Origin of the sequence: Sphingomonas sp., from assembly GCF_045810705.1 — a bacterium.
Lineage (GTDB): Bacteria > Pseudomonadota > Alphaproteobacteria > Sphingomonadales > Sphingomonadaceae > Sphingomicrobium.
Genome location: NZ_JBJMVI010000018.1, coordinates 20,102 through 45,666 on the forward strand (window position 1 = coordinate 20,102; position 25,565 = coordinate 45,666).

Genomic DNA, 25,565 nt, shown 5'->3' on the forward strand with positions numbered 1-25,565 from the left:
AAATGAGGCGCCGCGACAGCGGGCAGCCTGCGCCTAGAAGAATGTCGTCAGCCCGTAGAACAAGGCTCCGACCGTGGCCGATGCCGGGATAGTGATGAGCCAGGCGATCATCACATTTCCCGCGACCCCCCAGCGGACCGCCGATGCCCGTCGCGCGGCGCCGGCGCCGATCACGCAGCCGGTAATCGTATGCGTCGTCGAAACCGGGATGCCGTAATATGACGCCGCGAACAGCATCGCCGATCCACCCGCCGACGCCGAAAAGGCCTGGTGCTGCGACAGCCTGGTGATGCGCGTTCCCATCGTCTCGATGATGCGCCAGCCTCCGGTCAGCGTACCGACGCCCATGGCCGCATAGCAGCTGAGCGCCACCCAGTTCGGCACATGAAAGCCGCCGTGGAGAAAGCCCGTCGAATAAAGCAGGACGGTGATGATGCCCATCGTCTTCTGGGCATCGTTGAGGCCGTGGCCGAGCGAGTAAGCGCCTGCCGAAACGAGGTGCAGGCCGCGAAACGTCCGCTCCGAACCGCTCGCGGTCGCGCGAACGCCAAGCCAGCTCGTCGCCAGCATGATGAGCATGGTGAGGATCATTCCAAGCGTGGGCGACAAGACGATCGCGATCAGGGTCTTGTTGAGGCCAGCCCACTGAATGGCGGGCAGGCCGGCGTGGGCGACGCCGGCGCCGACGATTCCGCCGACCAACGCATGGCTCGACGATGACGGAATCCCCTTCAGCCAAGTCACGACATTCCAGAACATCGCGCCGACCAGCGCCGCGAAGACCACGGCGGGAGTCACGAGGTCCTTGTCGATCAGCCCCTTGCCAATCGTATCCGCGACCTTGTGCAGTTGCGGCCACTGGAGAGCCAGGAAGTAAGCGGCGAAATTGAAGAAAGCGGCGAATGCGACTGCCGTAGCCGGGCTCAACAGCCGGGTGGCGACCACCGTCGCGATGGAATTCGCCGCGTCGTGAAGGCCGTTGAGAAAATCGAACGCGAGCGCGACGACGATGAGCCCAACCAGAAGCGGCAGCGCAATTTCATGCATCAGGAGTGATCGATCACGAGGCCGTCGATCTCATTGGCCACGTCCTCAAAGGCGTCCATCACCTTCTCGAGATTCTTGAACACCTCGCGGGCGACTGCGAACTGAAGCGGGTCCTGGCGAGCGGTCTGGAAGGCGCGCTTCAGCCCCTGGGCATGAATCTCGTCGGCCTGGCCTTCGAGGTCGACGACCCTGCCCGTGAGCTCGTGCAACATCGCGCCATTCGCGCCGACGTTGCGCAGCAAGGGCAGAGCTTGCTCGGTGAGCGCCGCCGCCGCGGCAATCAAGTCGACGATCTGCTTCATTTCCGGCCGCAGCTCGTGCAACTCGTACAGGTCGATCGCGCGCGCGGTCGCGAGCATCTCGTCGATAGTGTCGTCCATCGCCACGATCAGCGAGGTAATGGCGCCGCGGTCAAACGGCGCGAGGAATGTCTTCCTGACTTCCCTCAGCACCTGCCGGATCACCTCGTCGGCGTCGTGCTCACGATCGCGGATGACCTGCAGGATCTCGGACGTCGAAGCGCCGTCGTGAGCAAGCCGTTTGAGCGCGTCCGATGCTTGCACCAGCGTCGCGGCATGGGCCTCGAACATGCCGAAGAAGTCGCCCTTGCGGGGCAGCAGACGTTGAAACCAACCAAACATCGATGACCCCCACAAATTGCCGCCGCGCGGTTAGCCGACGCCGCTCGCATCGGCAACGATCGCGGGCAAACGCCATTCTCCATCAGCTATTGCGACGCTTCGGTTACGCCCGGCGGACGTTCCCGTTACAGAAATAAGACTCGGCTCAATCTTCCGCATCGAGCGAATAGCCGGCCGAGCGGACCGTGCGAACGACATCCTCCTGGCCGCCTTCGTTGAGCGCCTTGCGCAAGCGCCGGACGTGAACGTCGACGGTCCGGGCGTCGATGTCGCGGTCGCGCGGCCAGACGGCGTCGAGCAGCTGGGCGCGCGAGAACACCCGGCCCGGACTTTGTATGAGGTGCCTGAGGAGGCGAAACTCGGTCGGGCCGAGCTGCACCGACCGGCCGGCCCGGCGCACGCGATGCGCGTCGACGTCCATTTCGATGTCGCCGTAGGCCAGCACCTCACCGGCGAGCGCCGGCCGCACGCGGCGCAGCACCGCGCCGACGCGGGCGAGCAGCTCGCGCGGGCTGAACGGCTTGGTCACATAATCGTCGGCGCCGGTCTGGAGCCCGCGAATGCGGTCGCTCTCCTCGCCCCGCGCGGTCAGCATGATGATCGGCACATGCGCGGTGTTCGGACGGCGGCGCAGCCGCCGGCACACCTCGATCCCGCTGACGCCCTCGATCATCCAGTCGAGGATCACCAGATCCGGAGTGCGTTCTTCGGCCAGAAGCAGCGCTTCGTCGCCGTCCGCGGTACGGACGATGTCGTAGCCCTCCCGATCGAAGTGCCACATCAACAGGTCCGCGAGCGCGCGATCATCCTCGACCAACAGAAGGGCGGGCTTGGTCACTCCAACCTGCTACGACGGCACGGTGACACTTTTATGAAACCGCCACGGGCACAAGCACGTGAATGGTTGTGCCGACGCCCACCTCGCTGTCGATGCTGAGCCGGCCGCGATGGCGTTCGACAATATGCTTGACGATCGAGAGGCCAAGGCCGGTGCCGCCAAGCGACCGGCTGCGGCTGGTATCCACCCGATAGAAGCGCTCGGTGACGCGCGCGATATGCTCCGGAGCGATGCCTTCGCCCTCGTCGGCAACGGAAAGATGGACCATCGGCCCTGCCGCTTGCGCCGCGACCGTGACCGGGGTCCCCGCCTCCCCGTAGCGCAGCGCGTTGGCGATGAGGTTGTCGAGCAGCTGAAGGATCTGCCCGCGGTCGGCGGCGATCGGCGGGAGGTTGGCTTCGACCCTTCGGACGATGGCCGAGCTGCGTTCCTCCGCCATGCGCCCCGCGCTGCCAGCGGCTTGCTCGATCAAAGGCTCGAGGTCGATCGCTTCGGTCGGTGCGGTGAACTTCTCCGCCTCGATGCGCGACAGCGAGATCAGGTCTTCGACGACGCGCTGCATGCGCCGCGCTTCGTCGTGCACGACCGAGAGGAAGCGCTCGCGAGTCGCCGGCTCGATCTCATCGGCCTGCTCGCGCAGCGTTTCCGTGTAGCCGATCAGGGTCGACAGCGGCGTCCTCAGCTCATGGCTCGCGTTGGCGACGAAATCCACGCGCATCTGCTCGGCGGCGCGCGCCTCGCTCCGGTCGACGAAGCGGATCAGCCACGCCCCGCCCGGCAGCACCGCACTGCGCATCAGCCAATGGCGCCGCGAGCCACCGAGCCCGGTCAGCTCAACGTCTTCCGCGGCTTCGGAAGCGCTTTCAAGAGCGGCGAGCGCGGCCGGATGGCTGACCACCTCATGAAGCGCGGCGCCGTCGATCGACTCGCCGAGCAACTCGCGCGCGGCCGCATTGGCGGCCACCACCTGGCCGCCGTCGAGGATGATCGCGGCCTCGCTGAGCCCTTCGAGAAGTGCCGGTGAGTTGAGTGTCATGTCGGACATCGCGCAGGGATTAGATCAGTTGTGCGGTCAAAGGCCAGCAACTAGGGGACGGCCATGGCCAGCAAGTTCGAGACGTTCGCCGCGCTCCACGTGCCCGGCAACCCGGTGATCCTGTACAATATCTGGGACGTCGGCAGCGCGCTCGCGGTGGTGGCGGCGGGCGCCAAGGCGCTGGCGACGGGAAGCCACCCGGTGGCGGACGCCAACGGCTGGCCGGACGGGCAGAAAGTGCCGATCGACTTCGCGCTGGCCAACGCCAGGCGGATCGTCGAAGCGGTCGAGCTGCCGGTGACGGTCGACTTCGAAGGCGCGTATTCGGACGACCCCGAAATCGGCGCGGCCAATGTCGGCGAGCTCAAGGCGACCGGCGCGGTCGGGTGCAATTTCGAGGATCAGGTGATCGGCGGAGAAGGACTCCATCCGCTGGAGGTGCAGGTGAAGCGCATCGCCGCGATCCGGCGGGCGGTGGGCGATCAATTCTATCTCAACGCGCGCACCGATTTGTTCCTCAAGACCCAGACCTATGACGATGCGCTGGTCGGCCAGGTGGTCGAGCGCGGGAAAGCCTTCGCCGACGCCGGGGCGAGCGGCTTCTTCGTGCCGCGCCTCGCCGATCCGGCGCAGATCGAGCGCGTGGTGCGCGAGGTGCCGCTGCCCTTGAACGTCATCGCCTTCCCCGGCGCGCCCGACAAGAAGCTGTGGGCCGATGCCGGCGTCGCGCGGATCAGCCACGGCCCGTTCCCGCACCGCGCGCTGATGAAGACGCTGACCGAGATGGCGCACGAAGCGATAAGCTGAGCTTGGGTGTTGAGCGCAAGATTTTAGAAGCCCAAATCCGCGCGCCGCGCCAAAGGACTTGCTCGAAAAGGAGGCCGTGGCCGTCATGAGCAAGTTCGAGGATTTCGCGAAACTTCACGTGCCCGGCGACCCGCTGGTGCTGTTCAACGCCTGGGACGCGGGCAGTGCGGCAGCAGTCGCGAAATCCGGCGCAAGCGCCATCGCGACCGGCAGTGCCTCGGTCTCCATGGCCAACGGCTTCGGTGACGGCGAGGAGGTGCCGCTCGACTGGGTGCTCGGCAACGCCAGCCGGATCGTCAGCGCGGTCGAGCTTCCGGTCACGATCGATTTCGAAGGCGGCTATGCAACCGACCCGGGCGGGCTGACGGCGAACGGCCGGCGCCTCGCCGAGACCGGGGCAATCGGCTGCAATTTCGAGGACCAGGTGGTCGGGACCGATCACTTGTACGGCATCGTCGACCAGGCCGAGCGGATTTTCGCGTTGCGCGCCGGAGTCGGCGACGGATTCTTCCTCAATCTGCGCACCGATTTGTTCCTGAAAGCGCCCGCCGCCGAGCATGACTCGGCGCTGGCCGACGCGGCGATCGAACGCGGCAAGGCTTATGCGGCCGCCGGCGCCAATGGGTTCTTCATTCCGGGCCTCGCCGACCTTTCGCTGGTCGAACGCATTAGCAAGGCGGTGGAGATCCCGATCAACGCCATGCACTTGCCGAACGGACCGAGCCGCGCCGAATGGGTGCGGGCCGGAATCGCGCGCGTCAGCCACGGCCCGTTCCCGTACATGGCGATGCAGGAGTGGTTGACCGGCGCGGCGCGCGCGGCGATCGGCTAGGCGCGGCCGAACTTCCACCACGGCACGCGCGGGCCCGACTTCAGCACCGTCTTGCGGAACAGTTGCGCGCCGACGCGCAGGATGAGCGCGACCCACACCGCCTGCCAGGCGATCGCCGCGACGTGCGGCCAGATTGCCGGCTCCTGCGCGGCACGGGCGAGCATCGCCATCGGGGAGGACAGCGGGAAAATCGACGCGGCGAGGCCCTTGACCGAATCGGGCGCGCCGATCGCGGTCGAAGCGAAGCCGAAGATCAGCACCTGGGCGAAGGTCACCGGCATCGACATGGTCTGGACTTCGCGCGCGGTCGACGCCTGCGCGCCGATCATCAGGAACGCCGCGCCGAACAGCAGATAGTTCATCGCGAAATAGATGATGCCGAGCGCGAGGAAGACCGGCCAGCCGACTGCCGGCACCGGCAGGGTCGCGACCCCGCCGTGCTTGACCAGCTGGACCAAGAGCGCGCCGGCGCCGATCCATACGACGAGGCCGAGGACCGATGCCGAGAGCATCGCGAACAGCTTGCCGACGAACATCGCGTCGATCGGGATCGCGGCGGCGATCACCTCGATGATCTTGTTCGATTTCTCCTCGATCAGCTGCGACAGCACCATGGTCGAGAGCATCAGGGTCAGCAGGAACAAGGCGACCTGCGCGACCTGGGCGGTGAGCGCGCGGTCGCGGACGTCGGTGCCCGTCGAGGCGCTAACGTTGGTCACGGAAACGTCGGGCACGGGCCCCGCGCCACGCGACCGGGCGGTGGCGAGCATCAGCTTGAGCTGCCCGAGCGTGCCCGGGTCCTGGGCCAGCGCGCCGGTCAAATGCGGATGGTCGAGGCTGCCGCTCAACACCGCGCGCACCGGCGGGAGCCGCGTCGCCAGCAGCTTTTTCTCCTGCGCCCTCAAGTCGGGCCCGGGCGGATAGTTGACCAGCTGAACCAGCGCCTGGTCGCCGAGCGCGTCGGCAAGCTGCCCGCGCGCCGCGGCGAGCCGGTCGAACTCGGCCCTTGGCGCGACGACCGCGACCACCGGCCGCTCGGCCTGGTTGGCGATGTTGTTCCCAATCCCGGCGAAGACCCCGCCGAACAGCAGCGGGAACAGCGGGCCGAGCAGGAAGAAGATGAAGGTCTTCGACAGCACGGTCGCGGTGAAGTCGCGCCTGGCGATGACGAAGGCCGAGCGGAGGAAGCGCATCATTGCGGCTTCTCCTGCCCCATTGCCGCCGCGGCGCCCGCGCCGGCGATGGCGACGAACGCGTCATGGAGCCCGGGGCGCTCGATGGCGAGCGTCTCGATCCCAGCGGCGCCGTCGATCAGCGCCTTGAGCAGCGGCTCGGGACCGCCGGGCGGAAGCTCGAACACAAATTCGTCGCCCTCGCGGCGCGCGTCCGCCGGGATGGCGGAACGCCAGGCGCCGTCGCTCGCGCGGGTGCGCAGGCGGACGATCGGACGGAGCCGCGCGCGCGCCTCGTCGACTCGGCCGTCGAACGCGAGCCTGCCCTTAGCGATGATCGCGATCTCCTCGCACAGGCGCTCGGCATGGGCGATGACATGGGTCGAGAAGATGATGGTCGCGCCGGCGCGCGCCTCGCGGCGGATCATTTCCTCCAGCCGCGCCTGGTTGATCGCATCGAGACCCGCGAAAGGCTCGTCGAGGATGATCAGCCGCGGCTTGTGGATGATCGTTCCGAGCAACTGGACGGTCTGCGCCATGCCCTTCGACAGGGTGCGGATCGGCTTCTTCGCCCAGTCGGAGAGATTGTGCTCGGCGAGCAGCGCATCGGCGCGGCGGCGGCCTTCGGCCAGCGGCAGGCCGCGCAGCGCGCCCATGAAGGCGATCGCCTCGCGCGCGTGCATCGAAGGATAGAGCCCGCGCTCCTCGGGAAGGTAGCCGATCTCGCGCGCCGCCTCGAGCGGGCGCTCGCGGCCGAGCACGACGCGGCGGCCGCTCGACGGGTCGATGATGCCCAGGAGCATGCGCAGGATCGTCGTCTTGCCGGCGCCGTTGGGGCCGAGCAGGCCGTAGATCGAGCCCGCCGGGACGGACAGGCTGACGCCGTCGACGGCGCGGGTTTCGTTGAAGTCCTTGACGAGGTCGACAGCCTCGACGGCGAGCGCTTCGGATGCTGCGGATGGGACCTGTCGAAGCACTGAAATTCCTACGAAAACGGTCGCGGCCGGTGTACAGGCGCGCCGTGCATAAAGGCCAAAGCCTTGAGGAAGCAATAAGGGCGCAAGCGGAGCGGCTGGGCTTTGCCGCGTGCGGCTTCACGCGCGCCGACGCGGCCGACCGCGCCGGACTCGACCTCCGGCGGTGGCTCGAGGCCGGGCACCACGGGACGATGGGCTGGATGGAGGCGCGCGCGGATCATCGGGTGTCGCCGCTCGCGCTGTGGCCGGAGGCCAAGTCGGCGATCCCGCTCGGCATGAGCTATGCGCCGGCTTCCGATCCGCTGGCGCTGGCCGGACAGCCGGAGGTCGGCCGGATCTCGGTCTATGCGCAGGGCGGCGACTATCACAAGACGGTCAAGAAGGCGCTGAAGGCGCTCGCCCGGTTCATCGTCGAGCAGGTCCCGAGCGAGCTCAAGGTGTTCGTCGATACGGCGCCGGTGATGGAAAAGCCGCTCGCACAGGCGGCGGGGATCGGCTGGCAGGGCAAGCACACCAACCTCGTCAGCCGCGAACATGGCAGCTGGCTGTTTCTCGGCGTGATCCTGACAAGTCTCGAGCTGACACCCGACGCGCCGGCGGACCACGGCCAGCATTGCGGATCGTGCACGCGCTGCCTCGACGCCTGTCCGACGCAGGCGTTCATCGGGCCGCACCGGATCGACGCGCGGCGCTGCATCTCGTACCTGACGATCGAGCATGACGGCGCGATCCCGGTCGAGTTCCGGACCGCGATGGGCAACCGGATCTATGGCTGCGACGATTGCCTGGCGGTATGCCCGTGGAACCGCTTCGCCGACGCGGCCGCGGCGAACCGCGCGTTCCTGCCGCGCGCGGAACTGGCTGCGCCGAAGCTCGCCGACCTGCTCGCGCTCGACGATGCTGCGTTCCGCGAGATGTTCGCCGGGTCTCCAATCAAGCGGATCGGGCGTGCCCGGATGATCCGCAACTGCCTGATCGCGGCGGGCAACAGCGGCGATTCTGCACTGAGCGCGGCGATCGAGCCGCACCTCGCCGACCCAGATCCGGTGATCGCCGAAGCGGCCGAGTGGGCGCTCGCTCAGCCCGGCGTTTCGAGCTCGAGGATGCAGGCCGCCTGATTCATGTCGGCGCCGGACGGGCTGCGCGTATCGACATAAGTCACGCGCATCTGGGCGTCGCGGGACGGATAGAGATAGGCGTCGAGCACGCAGCGGGGGCCGCGGAACTGGAGCTTGACGCTGGTGCCTTCGCGGATCTGCAGCGCGGGCTTGCCGAAATGACCGACCAGCTCCTGCGCGGTGAGGCCGTAGAGGCTGCTCTGCCGCTGCTGGGGCTGGACGGGCGCGGCGGGCGCGGGCGCCGGCTGCTGGGGCCGCGGCGCGCAGGCGGCGGCGAACAGGATCAGGCAAAGGGCAAGGAAGCGGCGCATGAGCGAACGATGCATGGTGTCGCGCGCCGAGGCAATGTTGCCGCGCGCCGAACCGCCCGCTAGGCGCGCCCTTTCCCATTCCATCCGGAGTTTCCGATGCCCGAACCGCGCCTCGATGTCCTGTGCATCGGCAATGCCATCGTCGACGTGATCGCCAATGCCACCGACGAGTTCCTGGCGCAGGAAGGGCTGACCAAGGATTCGATGCGCCTGGTCGACGCCGAGGAGGCCGAACGACTTTACGACCATATGCGGCCGGCGCGAGAGGTCAGCGGCGGATGCGCCGGCAACACCGCCGCGGGAATCGCCGCGCTGGGCGGCCGCGCGGGCTTCATCGGCCAGGTCGCGCCCGACCAGCTCGGCGGCTTCTACCGCCACGACCTCACCGCCGCGGGGGTCGAATTCTCGACGCCGCCCGTGGACGTCGGCGTGCCCACGGCGCGATCGATGATCCTCGTCACACCCGACGGGCACCGGACGATGAACACCTTCCTCGGTGCCGCGCAGGAGCTTGCGGTCGACGTGCTGGACGAGGAGCAAATCCGCTCGTCGGGCATCCTCTATCTCGAGGGCTATTTGTGGGACCCGGAGACGGCGCGCAACGCGATGGTCCGGGCAATTGAAGTCGCCCGCGAGGCCCGGCGGAAGGTCGCGTTCAGCCTGTCCGATTTGTTCTGCGTCGACCGGCACCGCGAAGGCTTCACCGCGCTGATCGACGAGGCGCGGATCGACATATTGTTCGCGAATGAAGCCGAGATCCTCGCGATGGCCGGCGTCCCGCACCTCGAGACGGCGGTGGCCGCGATTGCGCCCAAGGTCGAGACGCTGGTCGTGACTCGCGGCGCGGCCGGGGCGCTGGCGGTCCGCGGAGGCGAGCGCGCCGACGTTCCCGCCGAGCCGGTCGACAAGGTCGTCGACACGACCGGCGCCGGCGACCTGTTCGCGGCCGGATTCCTGTACGGCGAAGCGACCGGCAAGACCCTTGTCCAGTCACTGCGATTGGGGGCGATCTGCGCCGCCGAGGTGATCCAGCATTATGGCGCGCGCCCCGAGGCGGACCTCAGGGCGCTTGCTGGAGAATTAGCGGCTTAGCCGCGCTCTTCAGGATTGCCTGGCGCAGGAGCCCCTGGCAGCGGCGCAACGCCGACTGAGCCAGGTGCGTCGGCCGCCAGTTCGGGCACGTCGAAGATGCCGCGGCCGACATGGCTTCGGCTGCGCGAATAGCCGAAGTAGAGCAGCAACCCCACCGCGCCCCACACCGGGAGAACGAGGATCGCAACCGGCGGGAGCATCACGTAGAGCGCGATGCAGCCGAGGATGGCGACAGGCGCGATAATCCCGACGGCGGGAGTCCTGAACGGGCGCTTCCGGCCGGGGTCGGTGCGGCGCAGCACCATCACCGAGATCGCCACCATCATGAACGCGAACAGGGTGCCCGAGTTGGAATAATCGGCGAGCTTCCCGACCGGGAGGAAGGCGGCGGCGAGCATCACGCCGACGCCGGTCACCGCGGTTACGACGTGCGGGGTGTGGAACTTCGGGTGCACCGAAGCGAGCTTGTCCGGAAGGAGGCCGTCGCGGGCCATGACGAAGAAGATGCGGGTCTGGCCGAACATCATCATCAGCACGACTGACGGCAGCGCGATGAACGCGGCGATGCCCATGAGGTCGCCGATCCGCTGATAGCCGACGGTGCGCAGCACATGGGCGAGCGCCTCACGCGAGCAGACCAGGGGCTGCGTCACGCCCTGTGCGACGATGGCCTTACACTGGTTGGTCAATTCGATGCTGCCCGGCGGGAACGGATGGCCGAGCGCGTCGCGAACCGGCTGGGCGCCCATGGCGCCGATCGCCCCGGCCGCGACCAGCAGGTAGAAGATCGTGCAGATGCCAAGCGAGCCGATGAGGCCGATCGGAACGTTGCGCTGCGGGTTCCTGGTCTCCTCGGCCGCGGTCGAGACCGCGTCGAAGCCGACATAAGCGAAGAAGATCGAGGCCGCGGCGCCGACCACGCCATAGGTGCCCCACCCGTTGGGGATGAACGGCGTGAAGTGACTGCCCTTGAGGATCGGCAAAGTGAGGATGCAGAAGATGGTGAGCGCGGTGATCTTGACCAGGACGAGGATCGCGTTGAACCGCGCGCTCTCCTTGGTGCCGATGATGAGCAGGACGGTCACGAGGCCCGAAATCACCGCGGCGGGCAGGTTGAACACGCCGCCGCCGAACGGGCCCGCGGCGAGCGAAGCGGGAACGATGATCCCCCAGCTTTTCATCAGCCCGACGAAATAGCCCGACCAGCCGACCGCGACCGCGCTTGCGCCGATCGCATATTCGAGGATCAGCGCCCAGCCGACCATCCACGCGAACAGCTCGCCCATGACGGCATAAGTGTAGGTGTAGGCGGAGCCGGCGACCGGGACCATCGAGGCGAGCTCCGAATAGCACAAAGCCGCAACCGCGCAGACGGTGCCCGCGATGACGAAGCTGATCATCATCGCCGGCCCAGCCTTTTGGGCGGCCTCGGCGGTGAGCACGAAAATCCCGGTGCCGATGACCGCGCCGATGCCCAGCAGCGTCAGCTGGAATGCGCCGAGCGAGCGATGCAGGCCCTTCTTCTCCGCGGTTGCAAGGATTGCATCCAGCGATTTGACCCGGCCGAGAAGGCCCCCGCGCTCTGCTGCAGTTGCCATCATTCTCCCCTATCCATCGGTTCGCCGCGCGACCCTAACGGCTGGAGGGCCAAGGGCAATCCCTCTTTCCACGCGCAATCTTGGCTCGAACATGAACGCCTAACGCGCCAGCATGGGTCCGAGCGGCCGTCCGCCGAAGATGTGGACGTGGAGGTGCGGCACCTCCTGGTGCGAGTCGGGACCAGCGTTCGCGAGCAGGCGGTAGCCGCTGGTCACCACGCCCGCGGCGCGCGCGACATTGCCGACCGCGCGGACGAACCCGGCGATCTCCGCGTCCGACGCCCTGGCCGAGAAATCGTCCCACGAAACGTAGGGGCCCCTGGGGATCACCAGGATGTGGGTCGGGGCCGCGGGATTGATGTCGGGAAATGCGAGCGCGTAATCGTCCTCGTAGATCTTCGTGGACGGGATTTCGCCGCGGAGAATGCGCGCGAAGATGTTGCTGTCGTCATAGGGCTGAGTGGCGTCGATGGGCATGGGACCGAAGTGTGGCGCGTGCGTGCGCTCCGTCAAGCGATTGTGCCGCGCTCCGACGCCGGATAATCTCGCGCCATGGCCAGCATCGCGCCGCGCTTGAACCTGGGACGATTTTTCTTCGAGCCCGTTCGCGGCACCGCGCTGCTCAGCAGCGGATTGGCCGTATGGTTCCTCGGCGCCGCTTATTGCCACGGTTACCAGCTGCTGCGCTCGGGCATCACGGGCAGCTGGTCGGGCAGCCTGACCTGGTCGGCGATCGCCGTGGTGCCGTGGTTCGCCCTGTTCGAATGGTCAAAGCAGCCGCGAGGCATTGCGACACTTCACCGGCCCCGTGTCCTTTTTGGCCTGGTGCTTGGCATCGCCGCATTTTCCGTCGCGCTCGAATATGCGGTGAATTTCTGCGTCGGCGATACGAGCGGGCGTCTCGGGCTGCTGATCATGCGGCGCCTTCCGGCGATTGGCGTCACGGTCTTGCTGCTGGCGTTGACCCGGAAAGCGGTGCTTCGGCGGCCACCCGCGGCTGTCCCGGTCGCGCTTGGTGGAATGGCCGAATCGATCGACTGGATTGAAGCTGCCGATAATTATGTCGAGGTTCACCTCGGCGGCCGGGTTCTGCTGCTGCGAATGACCATGCGCGCCGCCGAGCGCGAACTGGGCGCGCGCGGGTTCCTTCGCATTCACCGCCGCTTCCTCGTCAACCGAAGGCGCGTGCAGGCGGTCATGGGATCCAACGGCGACCGACGGGTCCGCGTCGCCGGGAAAGACCTGCCGGTCGGCAGCCGTTACGCAACGGACCTTCGACCCTAGGGTTCGACTCTAAGGCTTTCGCCACTTCGTCCCAAATTCGTTGAGCCTGGCCCGGATCGGAGGTTGCTGCCGATCGCGGCAGTGAACCGCCGAACCCTTCCGAGGAGCCGGCGCAAGCAAACCGAGCGAGGCTTTCGATGGGACGATCCGTGCGCGCCGGCGCCGCAGGACTGCTGGTGGCCGCGTCCTGCTTTCCGACGGGCGCGCATGCACAAGGCCGGTCGGGCGACAATGTCGTCACCCAAGCCGAGGACGGATTCGGCTTCAGCACGGGCCGCGAGTCGATCGGGATCTACAGCGCCGGCAACGCACGCGGTTTTTCACCCACCGACGCCGGCAACGTGCGGATCGACGGGCTGTATTTCGATCCGGCGGAGGGCCTGCCCGACGCCCTCGTCTCTTCGACCAGCATCCGGGTCGGCCTGTCGGCCCAAGGCTATCCCTTCGCCGCGCCGAGCGGGATCGTCGATCAGCTGTTGCGCAAGCCCATCGCAAAGCCCGGCGGATCACTGATCGCCAATTTCGACGAGCTTGGCGGCGGCGGCGTCGAGCTGGACGGCTCCGTTCCGCTGACCCCGAACCTGAGCCTCGGCTACGGACTGACCGGCAACCGCGTTCAATATGGCGACGGCACCCATGCCTGGACCACCGGCCAGAGCCTGATCGCGGATTGGCGGGCGGGCAGCGTCGAGGTCGTCCCGTTCGTGTCGGTGTTCAACGATTATGGTGACCTTGCGAGCATCAATTATGTCCCGACCGGTCCGTTCCTGCCGAGGTTTGCCGCAGCCCGCCGCTACGAGGGACCCGACTGGTCCAGGATCCGCTACACGGGGACCAACACCGGGCTGCTGTCGTCACTGGACCTCGGCCAGGACTGGCGGCTACGGCTGGGGCTGTTCCGTTCGGGTGCGAACCGCAAGCGGGGATTCACCAATATCTTCGCCGAGCAGGCGGATGGCACCGGTGAACGCATCACGATTGCCGATCCGCCGACCGAGCGCCGGTCACTGAGCGGCGAGTTCAGGCTGACGCACGCGATCTCGGAAGGGCCGCGGCAACACGTCATCCATCTCAGCATCCGCGGACGCGATGCGCATCGCGAGTTTGGCGGGGGCGATGTCATCGACACCGGACCGGGCCGGATCGGCGAAAAGGTCATCACCCCGAAGCCGGACTTCCAATTCGGCGAGCTCAGCCATGATCGTGTGCGCCAGCTGACTTATGGCGTCGCATATTCGGCGTCGTGGAAAGGCCGCGGCCAGGTCGGCATCGGGCTGTCGCGTGCGATCTTTCGCAAGACGACCGCGATCCCGGAAGTCCCGACAGCGGAGCTCAGTTCCAGCCCCTGGCTTTACAACGCCAATGCCGCGGTCAACCTCAGCTCGTCGCTGATTGCCTATGCGGGCTACGCCCGGGGGCTGGAGGAAAGCGGGGTCGCCCCTGGGAATGCCGCCAACCGCAACCAACCCTTGCCGGTCATCCTGACACGGCAGAAGGATGCGGGTCTTCGCTTCAGCCTGGGGAGCGGCCTGAAGGTGGTGGTCGGCGCATTCGACCTCTCGCGGCCCTATTTCGGATATGAAGCCGGGAACGTCTTCACCATGGTCGGGACGACGCGTAGCCGGGGCGTTGAATTCTCGGTCTCGGGCTCGCTGCTGCCCGGCCTCGATCTGGTTGCCGGCGGAGTCGTCCTTCGCCCCCAGGTGGTGAAGGACGATTCGGTGGTGGGCGTGATCGGGTCGAAGCCGGTCGGGCTTCCAGATCACGATTTCAGCATCAACGCGGACTGGCGCCCGGCGAGATTGAACGGCGTCGCATTCGACGCCGCGATCCACGTCCGTGGAAAGATCCCCGCGACGACCGACAATCTGGTCTTTGTCCCACCGCGGACCCAAGTCGACGTCGGGACCCATTACCGGTTCCGGCTGGCCAGCCGAAGCGCGACCCTGCGCCTCCAGGTCAGCAATCTCTTCGACACACTCGGATATGGGCTGAACGGCGCCGGAAATTATTGGCGCATGTCCGGACGTTATGCGCTGGGCTATCTGACCATCGACATGTGACTTACGGAATATTCGCCGGCGAGGCTCGCGGGCGGACTCTTCTTGACCGTGCCCCTCCGCCCGCTACCACCTGCAAGCGTGAGCGACGAGACTCCTCCGGAAAGCCTGATTCCGTACGACGAGATCGTGCAGGACGCGCTTCGGGCCGTGGTCGGGCGGGTGCTTGGCGAGGTCGAGCAGACGGGCGGCCTGCCCGGCGACCATCATTTCTACATCACCTTCAAGACCCGCGCGCCGGGCGTTGCGATCCCCAAGCATCTGCTCGAGCGCTTCCCCGACGAGATGACGATCGTCATCCAGCATCGCTTCTGGGACCTCAAGGTCGAGGACGACGATTTCACCGTCGGGCTGTCGTTCGGCGGGGTTCCGGCGACGCTTCACGTGCCGTTCGCGGCGGTGACCCAATTCCACGATCCGGCGGTCGAGTTCGCGCTGACCTTCCACGCCAATGCCGATGAAGCGCCGAGCGGCGACCATGAGGTCGCCGAGAACGACGCGCCCGAACCCACTGCGGAACCAGCGGCGAAGGACGACGGATCGAACGTCGTCAGCGTGGACTTTACGCGGAAAAAATAACAGGAAGCCGTCATCGCGAGCACAGCGAAGCGATCCAGTCGCACTGGATTGCCGCGTCGCTGCCGCTCCTCGCAATGACGAAGGACAGCATGTCGAGCAGCACCCGAACCGAGAGTGACAGCTTTGGGCCGATAGACGTCCCCGCCGACGCCTATTGGGGGGCGCAGACCGAGCGGTCGATCGAAAATTTCCCGTTCGGGCCGAAGGAGCAGATGCCGCTGGAGATCGTCCATGCGCTCGGCTTCATCAAGCAGGCCGCGGCGCGGGTGAACGCCCGCATCGGCGGGCTCGACCCCAAGCTCGCCGAGGTCATTCAGCAGGCCGCGGCCGAAGTCGCGCGCGGCGACCTCGACAGCCAGTTTCCCCTGGTCATCTGGCAGACCGGGTCGGGCACCCAATCCAACATGAACGCCAACGAGGTGATCGCGGGCCGCGCCAACGAGATCGTCACCGGCAAGCGCGGCGGCAAGGCGCCGGTCCACCCCAACGACCATGTCAACAAGAGTCAGTCGTCGAACGACAGCTTTCCGACGGCGATGCACATCGCCGCCGCGCGCGCGGTCCACAAGCGGCTGCTGCCCGCGCTGAAGACGATGCATGCCCGGCTTGCCGATCAGGCCAAGCGCTGGGACTCGATCGTCAAGATCGGCCGCACGCATTTGCAGGATGCGACTCCGCTAACTCTCGGCCAGGAATTCTCGGGCTATGCGGCGCAGGTCGAGGACTGCATCGCGCGGGTGGAAGGCTTGCTGCCGCGGGTGATGCGGCTGGCGCAGGGCGGGACGGCGGTCGGTACCGGGCTCAACGCGCCCAAGGGCTTCGCCGAGGCATTCGCGAAGGAAGTCTCGAACCTCACCCAGCTGCCCTTCACCTCGGCGCCGAACAAGTTCGCCGAACTGGCCGCGCACGACACGATGGTCGAGCTGTCGGGCGTGCTCAACGTCATCGCCGTCTCGCTGAGCAAGATCGCCAATGACATCCGCCTGCTCGGATCGGGCCCGCGCTGCGGGCTGCGCGAACTCAAGCTGCCCGAGAACGAACCGGGAAGCTCGATCATGCCGGGCAAGGTCAACCCAACCCAGGCCGAGATGCTGACCATGGTCGCGGCGCAGGTGATGGGCAATCACGTCGCGGTCACCATCGGCGGGCTTCAGGGGCATTTGGAACTGAACGTGTTCAAGCCGCTCATCGCAGCCAACGTGATCCGATCGATCAACCTGCTGTCGACCGGGATGGAAAGCTTCACGGCACGCATGCTCGACGGCGCCGAGCCGGACGAGAAACGGATTGCCGAGCTGATGAACCGATCGCTGATGCTGGTCACCGCGCTCGCGCCCGAGATCGGCTACGATAATGCGGCGGCGATCGCCAAGCATGCGCACAAGACCGGCCAGACGCTGAAGGACGCGGGGATCGAGCTCGGCCTGATCGACGAAGCGACCTTCGACCGCGTCGTCAAGCCGGAGGGAATGCTCGGCCGCTAAAGCTTCAGGTTGAGGCGCGCGCCGAGATTGTCGATCCCCGGGTTTTCCTTACCCTCGAGCTGCGCGTGGCTCATGTGGACCCAGCTCGCTTCGATGCTCAGCCGGTCGTTGATGCGCGTGCCGATGCCGACCTCCGGCTCGAACAGGACCCGGCTGCCGAACGCGATCTTGTCGGTGCGGAAAAATTTGCCGGCGGAGCCGTTGTGGATCGCCAGACCCAGGCCGGGGCGAATGTACCAGCCGCCGCCGAGGCCGAACCGCGCGGACAGGCCGGCAGCCGCATAATCGGTGTTGCCGGCCGTATTCAGCGCGCCGAACAGATAGGGCTGCAGGAAAGTGTGGAAAAGTCGGCCGCCGCGATAGCCGATCGACAGGTCGACGCCGCTTTCGAGACCGGATTTGTCGAGCGGGGTCTTGACGTCGTGAACGTGGAGGCCGCCGAACAGCTCGCCCGCCATTGCCGGGCCCGGAACAGACGCCGTCAGCAGCGCGGCGCAGATGATCCGGATCAATTTCAATGAGTTTCTCCCAGCCGTCGGATGTCGCAAGCAGAACTCATCGAACAGATCAATGTGCCCTGGCAGTCTCATTGCCATGCTTCAACAACCGGCGATTAACTTCAAGGCATTAATCATGCGGTTATCGCGAATGGCTAACGATTAGCTAACACATTCAAATATCGGTGAGATTCTGGCGAGCGGCCATTGCTTTTATCGATTTCCCATTGCAGCCTCCGCGCGATGGCCGCGTAGTACCTGGGGAGGGTGGGTCCGATGAAATTCCGTCACGCTGGACTGACCGCGGCTGCGGCCGCGGGCGCATTGCTGCTTGGCGCATGCGACCCGGGCGGCGGGGGTGGCGGAGGCACGCCGACACCGACGCCAACGCCTACGCCGACCCCCACGCCGACACCGACGCCGTCGCCGCTCCAGGCGCTCGTCAACCAGCCGCCAGTGCCCGTCTATTTCGCCATGCTGCTGACCGACGGCACCGTCCTTGCCCAGGCCAACCCCAATCCGGCCGCGGGAATTAGCGCGGGCGATTTCTACCTCCTGACCCCGGACCAGAACGGCGATTATGCCCGCGGCACCTGGCACAAGATCACGTCGCCGCCGGCCGGCTATTCGCCTTGGGCGACGACCGAATCGGTCCTGTCGGACGGGCGCCTGCTGTTGATCGGCGGCGAATATAACCACGACGAGTATCAGATCCCGTTCCGGCCGTCGGCGCTGACCAACATGTCGGCGACCTATGACCCGCGGACCGATCATTGGACGATGATCCCGGCCCCGCCCGGTCTCGATTATATCGGCGACGTCTCGACCGTGACCCTGCCCGACGGCCGCGTGCTGATCGGGGACAAATTGTCGAAGCGGATGTGGAGGTTCGACCCGTCGACCAACCAGTGGTCGACGGTCAGTTTCGCCGGCTATCCATCGAACGATTTCGCGGAAATGGGCTTTACCCTGCTGCCGAGCGGCGCGGTGCTGACCGCCGATGTCCGCAACAGCCCGCAAAGCTATCACTTCATCCCCGCGACCGGCATCTGGGTGTCGGACGGCGCAACGCCGGTAAACCTCACCGAACTGACCGGCACGCCGATCACTTACGGACCGGCGCCGACGCAGACCGTCGGTGGTGTGACGTACGGGCCGGGCCCGGCCGGCACCTATATCGCGCCGGGCGAGATCGGCCCGTCGATCCTGCGCCCCGACGGCACCGTATTCTGGACCGGGGCAGCGCCGAGCGGACAGACCGCGCACACCGCGATCTACCATCCGGGCGCATCGGCCACTGTCGCTGGCAGCTGGACGGCCGGACCCGACATCCCGAACGGCGACAATGCCGACGATTCCAGCGCCGCGTTGCTCGTCAACGGCAACGTCCTGCTCGCTGGGACCAGCGACGCCTTGTACGAATTCAACGGAACGAGCCTCACCCGCACGGTGGCGCCGCCTTCCTCGGCGGTGGGAACGTTCCTGCTGCCGCTGCCGAGCGGGCAGGTGCTGGTGCTGACTCCGGGACTGACCAGCCGCGCGCGGCTCTACACGCCGACCGGTGGGCCGCAGGCGGGCTGGGCGCCGACGATCACCAGCGTCCCGACCGCGCTGACGCGCGGCCAGACCTATTCGCTGACCGGAACCCAGCTCAACGGCCTTAGCGAGGCGGCGGCCTATGGCGACGAGTTCAGCTCTCCGACCAACTATCCGCTGGTGCGGATCACCAACGTCGCGACCGGTCACGTCATCTATGCGCGGACCCACGGACATACGCTGGCTGTGGCGACCGGGGCGGCGCCGGTGACGACGATGTTCGATGTGCCCGCCGGGACCGAGACCGGGGCCTCGACGCTCGTCGTGGTCGCCAACGGCATTGCGTCGGCTAGCCAGAACGTGACGGTCGGCTGATCCTCAGCCGGCCTGCCACGCCTGGATCGCGTGGCTTGGAGCAATCAGCGCGATCACATTGAGCGTCAAATTGTCGCGGATTACGAACAGCGGCACGATCTCGAGCACGAGCAGCAGCACAATCGCCGCCCACAGCGGCAGCTTGCGCGCAAGAAGAAAGCCGAGCGCCATCATCAGGATGTCGGACAGCGAGTTGACGACGCTGTCGCCGGTGTAGCCGATCGCCGCGGTGGTCGCGCGGTAGCGGTCGATGACCATCGGCGTGTTCTCGATGACTTCCCACCCGGCCTCGATCAGCAAAGCGAGGAGGAAGCGCCGCCCGACCGGCCAGCGGCGCGCGACCAGCCACAGCCCGGCATAGAAAAGGAGGCCGTGGACGATGTGGCTGAGGCTGTACCAGTCGGCGAGCATCTGGCTGGTCTTCGGGCTGTCACGCGTGCCGACCCACAGCTCGACCGTGCCGCAGGTGCAGATCGGGTTGCGGCCCATGGCGAGCAGGATCGCGGCCGCCGCGGCGAGGACGGCGAAGGCGAGGAGCCAGGAACGGCGCGACATCGAATGCGACGCTAGCAGAGCCGTCCGCCTTGAAAAGATCGGCCGTTGGGACGAACTACCACCCCCATGCTCAGAACCTACGGTCCTGCCTGCGACGGAAGCGTCATCGAGGCGAAGGCCGAGAAGATTCCGGATACCGCGACATGGGTCGACCTGGAGGAGCCGACGGTCGAGGAAGAGGCGCTGGTCGAGCGGTGCATCCGGATGGACGTCCCGACCGAGAGCGAAATGGCCGAGATCGAGCCGTCGAGCCGGCTCTACGAGCGCGACGGGGCGCTCTACATGACCGTCAGCGTCCTCTACGGCGTGCAGGACGGTGAACCGCGAACGACGCCGATCAGCTTCGTCCTGACCGACAACCGGCTGGTGACGGTGCGCTACGCGACGCCGAAGCCGGTCCACGCCTTTGCCGACCATGCGCGGCGTGATCCCAGCCTGGTCAAGGACGCGCCCACGGCGCTGGTGAGGATGCTCGACGCGATCATCGACCGGCTGGCCGACGAGCTTGAGAATGTCAGCCGAGAGATCGAGGACATATCGGCGCTGATTTTTCACAAGGACATGAACCAGCGGCGTATCCCGGTCGCGCGGCTGACGGCGCTGTTGACCCGCATCGGGCGGACGCAGACGCTGCTGGCGAAGATCCGCTATTCGAGCGTCAGCACGGTGCGGATGCTGAGCTTCCTTTCAGGATCAACGCGCGTCCACGAGGTGACAAACGCCGAACTGCGGCATCATCTTACCAGCCTGAGCACCGACTCGACGTCGCTCGGCGAGCACGCCAGCTACCTGTCGGACAATCTCCAATTCCTGCTCGACGCTTCGCTCGGGCTGATCAGCATCGAGCAGAACGCAGCGATGAAGCTGTTCAGCTGGGCCGCGGTGGTGTTTCTTCCGCCGACTCTGATCGCCGGAATCTATGGCATGAACTTTCATTACTTCCCGGAGCTCGACTGGCACTACGGCTATGCGATTTCGCTCGGCCTGATGTTCGCGAGCGCGGTCGGGCCGTATCTCTATTTCAAGAGGCGCGGCTGGATTTAAGGGTCAGGCCGGCTCGAGCGGGATTGCCGGAAGCTCTTCAGCAGCCGCGGCCGCGCGGCGGCGGGCCAGAGCGGCATAGGCAAGCGCGAGCTCTCCGGCGATCTCGGCGCGCTCGGGCTCACCCTTCGAGCAGGCGACCGCGCGCGCTTCGGCGGCCCGGCGGCGGAAATAATCGCTATCGTGGGTCACGCGTCGCTGTTCCCTGCCATGACGTTCACCAAACTTATTGCAGGCGCGAGACGATTACGAGGGCGTGGCGCGCGGCCCGGCGCGGTGCCCGTTCATCCTGGCGCAAGAAAAGTCGCCCTTGCCGATAGTTTGCGGGCACTCGAGCCTGTTGCTAAGCGCGCCTCGGCTCCCATCTCATACGCAGCCCCGGAAAGACAGCGATGAACCCGACCGGCCAGGACAGCCTTCAAACCCGCTCGACGCTGGAAGTTGGGACTAAGCGATATGCTTATTATTCGCTGGGCAAGGCTGCGGGCGCGCTCGGAGACGTGTCGCGGCTGCCGTTCTCGATGAAGGTGCTGCTCGAGAATCTGCTGCGCTTCGAGGACGGCGAAACGGTCACCCGCGACGACCTCCAGGCGATGGTCGACTGGTTGAAGGAACGGCGGATCAACCGCGAGATCCAGTACCGGCCGGCGCGGGTGCTGATGCAGGACTTCACCGGCGTGCCCGCCGTCGTCGACCTCGCCGCGATGCGCGACGCGATGGTCCAGCTCGGCGGCGACCCGCAGAAGATCAATCCGCTGGTGCCGGTTCACCTCGTGATCGACCACAGCGTGATGGTCGACGAGTTCGGCAACCCCCGCGCGTTCGAGAAGAACGTCGAGTTCGAATATGAACGCAATGGCGAGCGCTACGAGTTCCTCAAGTGGGGCAGCCAGGCGTTCGACAATTTCCAGGTCGTGCCGCCGGGCACCGGCATCTGCCACCAGGTCAACCTCGAGCATATCGCGCGCTGCGTGTGGAGCGGCGAAGATCAGACGGGCGAGATGGTCGCCTATCCCGACACATTGGTCGGCACCGACAGCCATACGACGATGGTCAACGGTTTGGGCGTGCTCGGCTGGGGCGTCGGCGGGATCGAGGCCGAGGCGGCGATGCTCGGCCAGCCGGTCAGCATGCTGATCCCCGAGGTGGTCGGCTTCCGGCTCGACGGCCGGCTCAAGGAAGGGATCACCGCGACCGACCTGGTGCTGACCGTGACCCAGATGCTTCGCCAGAAGGGTGTCGTCGGCCGCTTCGTCGAATTCTACGGGCCGGGCCTGGACAATCTGCCGCTCGCCGACCGCGCGACGATCGCCAACATGGCGCCCGAATATGGCGCGACCTGCGGCTTCTTCCCGATCGACGAGCGGACCATCGACTATTTGCAGCTGACCGGGCGCGAGGAGGCCGAGATTGCGCTCGTCCGCGCCTATGCGCAGGCGCAGGGGCTGTGGCGCGACGCCGCGGCGCCCGAGCCGTTGTTCACCGACACGCTGCAGCTCGACATGGCGACGATCGAGCCGTCGCTCGCCGGCCCCAAGCGGCCGCAGGACCGCGTGCTGCTGAGCGAGGTCGACGACCAGTTCACCCAGGAGCTCGACGACACTTATCAGAAGGGCGACGCGCCGCGCGTCGCGGTCGAGGGCGAGACGTTCGATTTCGGCAATGGCGATGTCGCGATCGCGGCGATCACCAGCTGCACCAACACTTCCAACCCGTCGGTGCTGATCGCCGCCGGCCTGGTCGCCCGCAAGGCGCGCGAGAAGGGCCTGACCGCCAAGCCGTGGGTCAAGACCAGCCTCGCCCCGGGAAGCCAGGTCGTCACCGATTATCTGAATGAGAGCGGGCTCAGCGAGGATCTCAACGCGCTCGGCTTCGACCTCGTCGGCTACGGCTGCACGACCTGTATCGGCAACTCAGGCCCGCTGGCCGAGCCGATCAGCAAGGCGATCGCCGACAACGATCTGGTCGCCGTCAGCGTGCTATCCGGCAACCGCAATTTCGAGGGCCGCGTGTCGCCCGACTGCCGCGCCAATTACCTGGCGTCGCCGCCGCTGGTGGTCGCCTACGCGCTGAAGGGCACGGTGCGGTCGGACATGATCAACGAGCCGATCGGGACCGGGTCGAACGGCGAGCCGGTGTTCCTCAGGGACATCTGGCCGACCAACGAGGAGATCCGCGTGCTGATCGACGCCCATGTCCACTCGGAGATGTTCCGCCGCCGCTATGCCGACGTCTACCGCGGCGACGAGCGCTGGCGGAAGATCGAGGTCAAGGGCGGCGAGACGTACGGCTGGCCTGCCGGATCGACCTATATCCAGAACCCGCCTTACTTCACCGGCATGACCATGCAGGCGGCGGCGCCGACCGACATCGAGCGCGCGCGGCCGCTGGCGATCTTCGGCGATTCGATCACCACCGATCACATTTCGCCGGCCGGCGCGATCAAGCCCGACAGCCCGGCCGGGCGCTATTTGCTCGAGCATCAGGTCAGCCGGGGCGAGTTCAACAGCTACGGGTCGCGCCGCGGCAACCATGAAGTGATGATGCGCGGCACCTTCGCCAACATCCGCATCCGCAACCGCATGCTCGACAATGTCGAGGGCGGGTTCACCCGCTACGCGCCGACCGGCGAAGTGATGCCGATCTATGACGCGGCGATGCTCTACAAGCAGGACGGGCGGCCGCTCGTGGTCATCGCCGGCAAGGAATATGGCACCGGAAGCTCGCGCGACTGGGCGGCCAAGGGGACCGTGCTGCTCGACGTACGCGCGGTGATCGCCGAAAGCTTCGAGCGAATCCACCGCTCCAACCTGGTCGGCATGGGCGTGCTGCCGCTGCAGTTCCGCGACGGCGAGAATGCCGCGAGTTTCCGCCTCACCGGCGAGGAGAAATATACGATCGAGGGCGTCGCCGAGATCAAGCCGCGGCAGGATGTCGAGGTCAAGGTGACTCGCGACAGCGGCGAGGAGTTCAGCTTCACCGCGCGCTGCCGGATCGATACCTTCAACGAGCTCGAATATTTCAAGGCGGGCGGCATCCTCCAGTACGTGCTCAGGAAGCTGGCCGCGGCGTGACGCCGGTCGACATTGCCGTAGAGGCCGCGGGCTGGGCCGGCGCGTTGCTGATCCTGCTCGGCTATTTGCTCATCACGACGGGCAAGCTGACCGGCAAATCGTTGCTCTATCAGGCGATCAACGTGCTCGGCGCCGCAGGTTTCGCGCTCAACGGCTGGTGGCACCGGGCCTTGCCTTCGGCCGCGTTGAATGTCGTATGGCTGCTGATCGGAGCGATCGCATCATGGCGGATCATCAGGAAAAGAGCATCGTCGACCTCAGCCATGTGATCGAGCATGGCATGACGACCTATCCCGGCCTGCCCGGGCCGCACATTTGCGATTTCTGGACGCGCGAGAGCTCGGCCGCGAACTACGACGACGGGTCGAGCTTCCAGATCGGGCGGATCGACATGGTCGCCAATACCGGCACCTATGTCGATGCGCCGTTCCACCGCTATGCCGACGGGATCGACCTTGCGGACCTGCCGCTGGAGTCCCTCGCGAACCTGCCCGCGATCGTCGTCCGCCGGCCGTGGGACAAGGAGCTGGGAACGGAGGCGGCACAGTTCGCGGGCCTCGACGTGCGGGGGAAGGCCGTGCTGGTGCACACCGGCTGGGACCGCCACTGGCGTACCGACCGCTACGGGGTCGACCATAGCTTCCTCACCGCCGATGCCGCCGACTGGCTGGTCGCGAACGGTGCTGCGCTGGTCGGGATCGACAGCAACAATATCGACGACACGCGGGTGCGGGCGCGGCCGGTTCACAGCAAGCTGCTCGCCACGAACATTCCGATCTGCGAGCACATGACCGGGCTCGGCGGCGTGCCGGATGAGGGGTTCCACTTCTCGGCGGTGCCACCGAAAGTGAAGGGCATGGGGACCTTCCCGGTGCGCGCCTACGCCGTGCTCGGCTGAGCGAGCGCTTCTTTCAGCCAGTCCGGGATGATCGCGCCCTCGAGGTCGTCGATGCGGCGGTGTTCGACCGCGAGGCCGAGCGCGGGATAGTGGATGCGGGTGCGCGGGCCGGGTACGTCGGTCTCGACCACCACCAGGCGGCGGTTGACCTTCTGCCGCCAGTTCATGCGGGCGGTATTCTCCTGGCCGACGAAGCAGCCCTTGGTGAAGCTGACGCCGTTCAGCTCGGCGGCGTTGCATTCGAGCCAGAGGACATCGCCGAGCTCGGCGCGGCCCTCGCACACGCCGAGGCGGAGGCGGTGTTCGAGCCAGCCGGATGCCGCGTCGTCGGCCGGACCGAGCCAGCGCTTTCCAAGGGCGGCGAGGCGTGGGTCGCGCGTAGCCTCTGCGTCGGACGACCAGTGCACCGCAAGTGACGCATCGCGTTCGATCCGGATAGGGCGGCGCAGCCGGTAGATCGTCAGGCGCTTGATCAGATCGTCGACGGCCTCGGCCTCGCAATCGAGCAGCAGGTCTTCGCCCGAGCCTTGGTCATTTGGCCAGACGAAGAAGTCGAACTGGCACTTCCCCTGGGCCGTCAGCAGCCCGGCCCAGACCGGCAGCGGATCACTGAGGTCGCTGGTAATCAAGCCCTGGAGGAAGCCGCGCACGTCCTCGCCGGAGACGCGGACCACGGCGCGGTCGGTCAGGGTGGTGCCAGCCATGCGCCTTAG

At 66.7% G+C, this 25,565-nt stretch carries 26 protein-coding genes; 13 read left to right on the forward strand and 13 right to left on the reverse strand.

What is annotated here, in order from left to right:
• Window positions 1–33 precede the first annotated feature (33 nt).
• The 4 genes from ACJ8FR_RS09155 to ACJ8FR_RS09170 form a co-directional block, all read right to left on the reverse strand.
• The gene (locus tag ACJ8FR_RS09155) at window positions 34–1,047 is read right to left on the reverse strand and encodes an anion permease (RefSeq protein ID WP_407828326.1); all 1,014 of its coding nucleotides are present in this window, start codon (window positions 1,045–1,047) and stop codon (window positions 34–36) included.
• Window positions 1,047–1,688: a DUF47 domain-containing protein gene (locus tag ACJ8FR_RS09160; protein ID WP_407828327.1), complete on the reverse strand. Its 642-nt coding sequence runs from the start codon at window positions 1,686–1,688 to the stop codon at window positions 1,047–1,049. The genes ACJ8FR_RS09155 and ACJ8FR_RS09160 overlap by 1 nt, the downstream gene beginning before the upstream one ends.
• A gap of 145 nt (window positions 1,689–1,833) precedes the next feature.
• Entirely contained in the window at window positions 1,834–2,526 is a 693-nt protein-coding gene (gene phoB, locus ACJ8FR_RS09165; RefSeq protein ID WP_407828328.1) for a phosphate regulon transcriptional regulator PhoB, read from the reverse strand.
• A 31-nt stretch (window positions 2,527–2,557) separates the two neighbouring features.
• Window positions 2,558–3,571 carry a sensor histidine kinase gene (locus ACJ8FR_RS09170; protein WP_407828329.1) on the reverse strand — a complete coding sequence of 338 codons (1,014 nt, stop codon included), beginning with the start codon at window positions 3,569–3,571 and terminating at the stop codon, window positions 2,558–2,560.
• A gap of 54 nt (window positions 3,572–3,625) precedes the next feature.
• Between ACJ8FR_RS09170 and ACJ8FR_RS09175 the strand changes: the two genes are divergently transcribed.
• The gene (locus tag ACJ8FR_RS09175; RefSeq protein WP_407828330.1) at window positions 3,626–4,369 is read left to right on the forward strand and encodes an isocitrate lyase/phosphoenolpyruvate mutase family protein; all 744 of its coding nucleotides are present in this window, start codon (window positions 3,626–3,628) and stop codon (window positions 4,367–4,369) included.
• Window positions 4,370–4,454: 85 nt separating this feature from the next.
• Complete coding sequence (locus ACJ8FR_RS09180) at window positions 4,455–5,201, forward strand: isocitrate lyase/phosphoenolpyruvate mutase family protein (RefSeq protein WP_407828331.1); 747 nt, start codon at window positions 4,455–4,457, stop codon at window positions 5,199–5,201.
• Here the strand turns inward: ACJ8FR_RS09180 and ACJ8FR_RS09185 are convergent.
• Window positions 5,198–6,397: an ABC transporter permease gene (locus tag ACJ8FR_RS09185; protein WP_407828332.1), complete on the reverse strand. Its 1,200-nt coding sequence runs from the start codon at window positions 6,395–6,397 to the stop codon at window positions 5,198–5,200. The two genes, ACJ8FR_RS09180 and ACJ8FR_RS09185, sit on opposite strands and share 4 nt — an antisense overlap.
• On the reverse strand, window positions 6,394–7,350 hold the full coding sequence (locus tag ACJ8FR_RS09190) for an ABC transporter ATP-binding protein (protein WP_407828333.1): 957 nt from the start codon (window positions 7,348–7,350) through the stop codon (window positions 6,394–6,396). Before ACJ8FR_RS09190 ends, ACJ8FR_RS09185 begins: the two co-directional genes overlap by 4 nt.
• A 29-nt stretch (window positions 7,351–7,379) precedes the next feature.
• Here ACJ8FR_RS09190 and queG point away from each other — a divergent pair, with 29 nt between their 5' ends.
• Window positions 7,380–8,468 (forward strand): tRNA epoxyqueuosine(34) reductase QueG, encoded by a 1,089-nt coding sequence (gene queG / locus ACJ8FR_RS09195; RefSeq protein WP_407828334.1) that lies wholly within the window; start codon window positions 7,380–7,382, stop codon window positions 8,466–8,468.
• On the opposite strand, the gene ACJ8FR_RS09200 is transcribed toward queG, so the two are convergent.
• The gene (locus ACJ8FR_RS09200) at window positions 8,429–8,779 is read right to left on the reverse strand and encodes a hypothetical protein (RefSeq protein ID WP_407828335.1); all 351 of its coding nucleotides are present in this window, start codon (window positions 8,777–8,779) and stop codon (window positions 8,429–8,431) included. The two genes, queG and ACJ8FR_RS09200, sit on opposite strands and share 40 nt — an antisense overlap.
• Window positions 8,780–8,875: 96 nt before the next feature.
• On the opposite strand from ACJ8FR_RS09200, the gene ACJ8FR_RS09205 reads away from it, so the two are divergent.
• The gene (locus tag ACJ8FR_RS09205; RefSeq protein ID WP_407828336.1) at window positions 8,876–9,871 is read left to right on the forward strand and encodes an adenosine kinase; all 996 of its coding nucleotides are present in this window, start codon (window positions 8,876–8,878) and stop codon (window positions 9,869–9,871) included.
• Here ACJ8FR_RS09205 and ACJ8FR_RS09210 read toward each other — a convergent pair.
• Window positions 9,868–11,469: an amino acid permease gene (locus tag ACJ8FR_RS09210; RefSeq protein ID WP_407828337.1), complete on the reverse strand. Its 1,602-nt coding sequence runs from the start codon at window positions 11,467–11,469 to the stop codon at window positions 9,868–9,870. The genes ACJ8FR_RS09205 and ACJ8FR_RS09210 overlap by 4 nt on opposite strands.
• Window positions 11,470–11,568: 99 nt before the next feature.
• Entirely contained in the window at window positions 11,569–11,946 is a 378-nt protein-coding gene (locus tag ACJ8FR_RS09215) for a histidine triad nucleotide-binding protein (protein WP_407828338.1), read from the reverse strand.
• Window positions 11,947–12,021: 75 nt separating this feature from the next.
• Between ACJ8FR_RS09215 and ACJ8FR_RS09220 the strand changes: the two genes are divergently transcribed.
• The 4 genes from ACJ8FR_RS09220 to fumC all read left to right on the forward strand — a co-directional run bounded on the left by ACJ8FR_RS09220 (window position 12,022) and on the right by fumC (window position 16,876).
• Window positions 12,022–12,753 (forward strand): LytTR family DNA-binding domain-containing protein, encoded by a 732-nt coding sequence (locus ACJ8FR_RS09220; RefSeq protein WP_407828339.1) that lies wholly within the window; start codon window positions 12,022–12,024, stop codon window positions 12,751–12,753.
• A 137-nt stretch (window positions 12,754–12,890) separates the two neighbouring features.
• A complete protein-coding gene (locus tag ACJ8FR_RS09225; protein WP_407828340.1) occupies window positions 12,891–14,816 on the forward strand; it encodes a TonB-dependent siderophore receptor in 1,926 nt (641 codons plus the stop codon).
• A gap of 78 nt (window positions 14,817–14,894) precedes the next feature.
• Window positions 14,895–15,392 (forward strand): SspB family protein, encoded by a 498-nt coding sequence (locus ACJ8FR_RS09230; protein ID WP_407828341.1) that lies wholly within the window; start codon window positions 14,895–14,897, stop codon window positions 15,390–15,392.
• Window positions 15,393–15,466: 74 nt separating this feature from the next.
• On the forward strand, window positions 15,467–16,876 hold the full coding sequence (fumC, locus tag ACJ8FR_RS09235; RefSeq protein ID WP_407828342.1) for a class II fumarate hydratase: 1,410 nt from the start codon (window positions 15,467–15,469) through the stop codon (window positions 16,874–16,876).
• Here the strand turns inward: fumC and ACJ8FR_RS09240 are convergent.
• On the reverse strand, window positions 16,873–17,388 hold the full coding sequence (locus tag ACJ8FR_RS09240; RefSeq protein ID WP_407828343.1) for an acyloxyacyl hydrolase: 516 nt from the start codon (window positions 17,386–17,388) through the stop codon (window positions 16,873–16,875). The two genes, fumC and ACJ8FR_RS09240, sit on opposite strands and share 4 nt — an antisense overlap.
• A gap of 261 nt (window positions 17,389–17,649) precedes the next feature.
• On the opposite strand from ACJ8FR_RS09240, the gene ACJ8FR_RS09245 reads away from it, so the two are divergent.
• Window positions 17,650–19,284, forward strand: a complete 1,635-nt coding sequence (locus ACJ8FR_RS09245; protein WP_407828344.1) for a hypothetical protein — start codon at window positions 17,650–17,652, stop codon at window positions 19,282–19,284.
• 3 nt (window positions 19,285–19,287) lie between these two features.
• Here ACJ8FR_RS09245 and ACJ8FR_RS09250 read toward each other — a convergent pair whose 3' ends face one another.
• A complete protein-coding gene (locus tag ACJ8FR_RS09250; RefSeq protein ID WP_407828345.1) occupies window positions 19,288–19,839 on the reverse strand; it encodes a DUF2585 family protein in 552 nt (183 codons plus the stop codon).
• Window positions 19,840–19,905: 66 nt separating this feature from the next.
• Here ACJ8FR_RS09250 and ACJ8FR_RS09255 point away from each other — a divergent pair, with 66 nt between their 5' ends.
• The gene (locus ACJ8FR_RS09255) at window positions 19,906–20,883 is read left to right on the forward strand and encodes a magnesium transporter CorA family protein (RefSeq protein WP_407828346.1); all 978 of its coding nucleotides are present in this window, start codon (window positions 19,906–19,908) and stop codon (window positions 20,881–20,883) included.
• Between the two features lie 3 nt (window positions 20,884–20,886).
• Here ACJ8FR_RS09255 and ACJ8FR_RS09260 read toward each other — a convergent pair whose 3' ends face one another.
• Window positions 20,887–21,072: a hypothetical protein gene (locus tag ACJ8FR_RS09260; RefSeq protein ID WP_407828347.1), complete on the reverse strand. Its 186-nt coding sequence runs from the start codon at window positions 21,070–21,072 to the stop codon at window positions 20,887–20,889.
• Window positions 21,073–21,272: 200 nt separating this feature from the next.
• On the opposite strand from ACJ8FR_RS09260, the gene acnA reads away from it, so the two are divergent.
• The 3 genes from acnA to ACJ8FR_RS09275 are packed head-to-tail and all read left to right on the forward strand — an operon-like array spanning window position 21,273 to window position 24,852.
• Window positions 21,273–23,954, forward strand: a complete 2,682-nt coding sequence (gene acnA, locus ACJ8FR_RS09265; RefSeq protein ID WP_407828348.1) for an aconitate hydratase AcnA — start codon at window positions 21,273–21,275, stop codon at window positions 23,952–23,954.
• Window positions 23,951–24,223 carry a hypothetical protein gene (locus ACJ8FR_RS09270; protein WP_407828349.1) on the forward strand — a complete coding sequence of 91 codons (273 nt, stop codon included), beginning with the start codon at window positions 23,951–23,953 and terminating at the stop codon, window positions 24,221–24,223. The genes acnA and ACJ8FR_RS09270 overlap by 4 nt, the downstream gene beginning before the upstream one ends.
• The gene (locus ACJ8FR_RS09275; protein WP_407828350.1) at window positions 24,178–24,852 is read left to right on the forward strand and encodes a cyclase family protein; all 675 of its coding nucleotides are present in this window, start codon (window positions 24,178–24,180) and stop codon (window positions 24,850–24,852) included. The genes ACJ8FR_RS09270 and ACJ8FR_RS09275 overlap by 46 nt, the downstream gene beginning before the upstream one ends.
• On the opposite strand, the gene ACJ8FR_RS09280 is transcribed toward ACJ8FR_RS09275, so the two are convergent.
• A complete protein-coding gene (locus ACJ8FR_RS09280; RefSeq protein ID WP_407828351.1) occupies window positions 24,834–25,556 on the reverse strand; it encodes a YgfZ/GcvT domain-containing protein in 723 nt (240 codons plus the stop codon). The genes ACJ8FR_RS09275 and ACJ8FR_RS09280 overlap by 19 nt on opposite strands.
• Between the last annotated feature and the right edge of the window lie 9 nt (window positions 25,557–25,565).

Excerpts from the sequence above, each read along its gene's own strand:
- ACJ8FR_RS09155 (WP_407828326.1), bottom strand. The coding sequence starts at position 1,047 with ATGCATGAAATTGCGCTGCCGCTTCTGGTTGGGCTCATCGTCGTCGCG.
- ACJ8FR_RS09160 (WP_407828327.1), bottom strand. The coding sequence starts at position 1,688 with ATGTTTGGTTGGTTTCAACGTCTGCTGCCCCGCAAGGGCGACTTCTTC.
- ACJ8FR_RS09170 (WP_407828329.1), bottom strand. The coding sequence starts at position 3,571 with ATGTCCGACATGACACTCAACTCACCGGCACTTCTCGAAGGGCTCAGC.
- ACJ8FR_RS09175 (WP_407828330.1), top strand. The coding sequence starts at position 3,626 with ATGGCCAGCAAGTTCGAGACGTTCGCCGCGCTCCACGTGCCCGGCAAC.
- ACJ8FR_RS09180 (WP_407828331.1), top strand. The coding sequence starts at position 4,455 with ATGAGCAAGTTCGAGGATTTCGCGAAACTTCACGTGCCCGGCGACCCG.
- ACJ8FR_RS09185 (WP_407828332.1), bottom strand. The coding sequence starts at position 6,397 with ATGATGCGCTTCCTCCGCTCGGCCTTCGTCATCGCCAGGCGCGACTTC.
- ACJ8FR_RS09200 (WP_407828335.1), bottom strand. The coding sequence starts at position 8,779 with ATGCGCCGCTTCCTTGCCCTTTGCCTGATCCTGTTCGCCGCCGCCTGC.
- ACJ8FR_RS09205 (WP_407828336.1), top strand. The coding sequence starts at position 8,876 with ATGCCCGAACCGCGCCTCGATGTCCTGTGCATCGGCAATGCCATCGTC.
- ACJ8FR_RS09210 (WP_407828337.1), bottom strand. The coding sequence starts at position 11,469 with ATGGCAACTGCAGCAGAGCGCGGGGGCCTTCTCGGCCGGGTCAAATCG.
- ACJ8FR_RS09215 (WP_407828338.1), bottom strand. The coding sequence starts at position 11,946 with ATGCCCATCGACGCCACTCAGCCCTATGACGACAGCAACATCTTCGCG.
- ACJ8FR_RS09220 (WP_407828339.1), top strand. The coding sequence starts at position 12,022 with ATGGCCAGCATCGCGCCGCGCTTGAACCTGGGACGATTTTTCTTCGAG.
- ACJ8FR_RS09225 (WP_407828340.1), top strand. The coding sequence starts at position 12,891 with ATGGGACGATCCGTGCGCGCCGGCGCCGCAGGACTGCTGGTGGCCGCG.
- fumC (WP_407828342.1), top strand. The coding sequence starts at position 15,467 with ATGACGAAGGACAGCATGTCGAGCAGCACCCGAACCGAGAGTGACAGC.
- ACJ8FR_RS09245 (WP_407828344.1), top strand. The coding sequence starts at position 17,650 with ATGAAATTCCGTCACGCTGGACTGACCGCGGCTGCGGCCGCGGGCGCA.
- ACJ8FR_RS09250 (WP_407828345.1), bottom strand. The coding sequence starts at position 19,839 with ATGTCGCGCCGTTCCTGGCTCCTCGCCTTCGCCGTCCTCGCCGCGGCG.
- ACJ8FR_RS09255 (WP_407828346.1), top strand. The coding sequence starts at position 19,906 with ATGCTCAGAACCTACGGTCCTGCCTGCGACGGAAGCGTCATCGAGGCG.
- acnA (WP_407828348.1), top strand. The coding sequence starts at position 21,273 with ATGAACCCGACCGGCCAGGACAGCCTTCAAACCCGCTCGACGCTGGAA.
- ACJ8FR_RS09275 (WP_407828350.1), top strand. The coding sequence starts at position 24,178 with ATGGCGGATCATCAGGAAAAGAGCATCGTCGACCTCAGCCATGTGATC.
- ACJ8FR_RS09280 (WP_407828351.1), bottom strand. The coding sequence starts at position 25,556 with ATGGCTGGCACCACCCTGACCGACCGCGCCGTGGTCCGCGTCTCCGGC.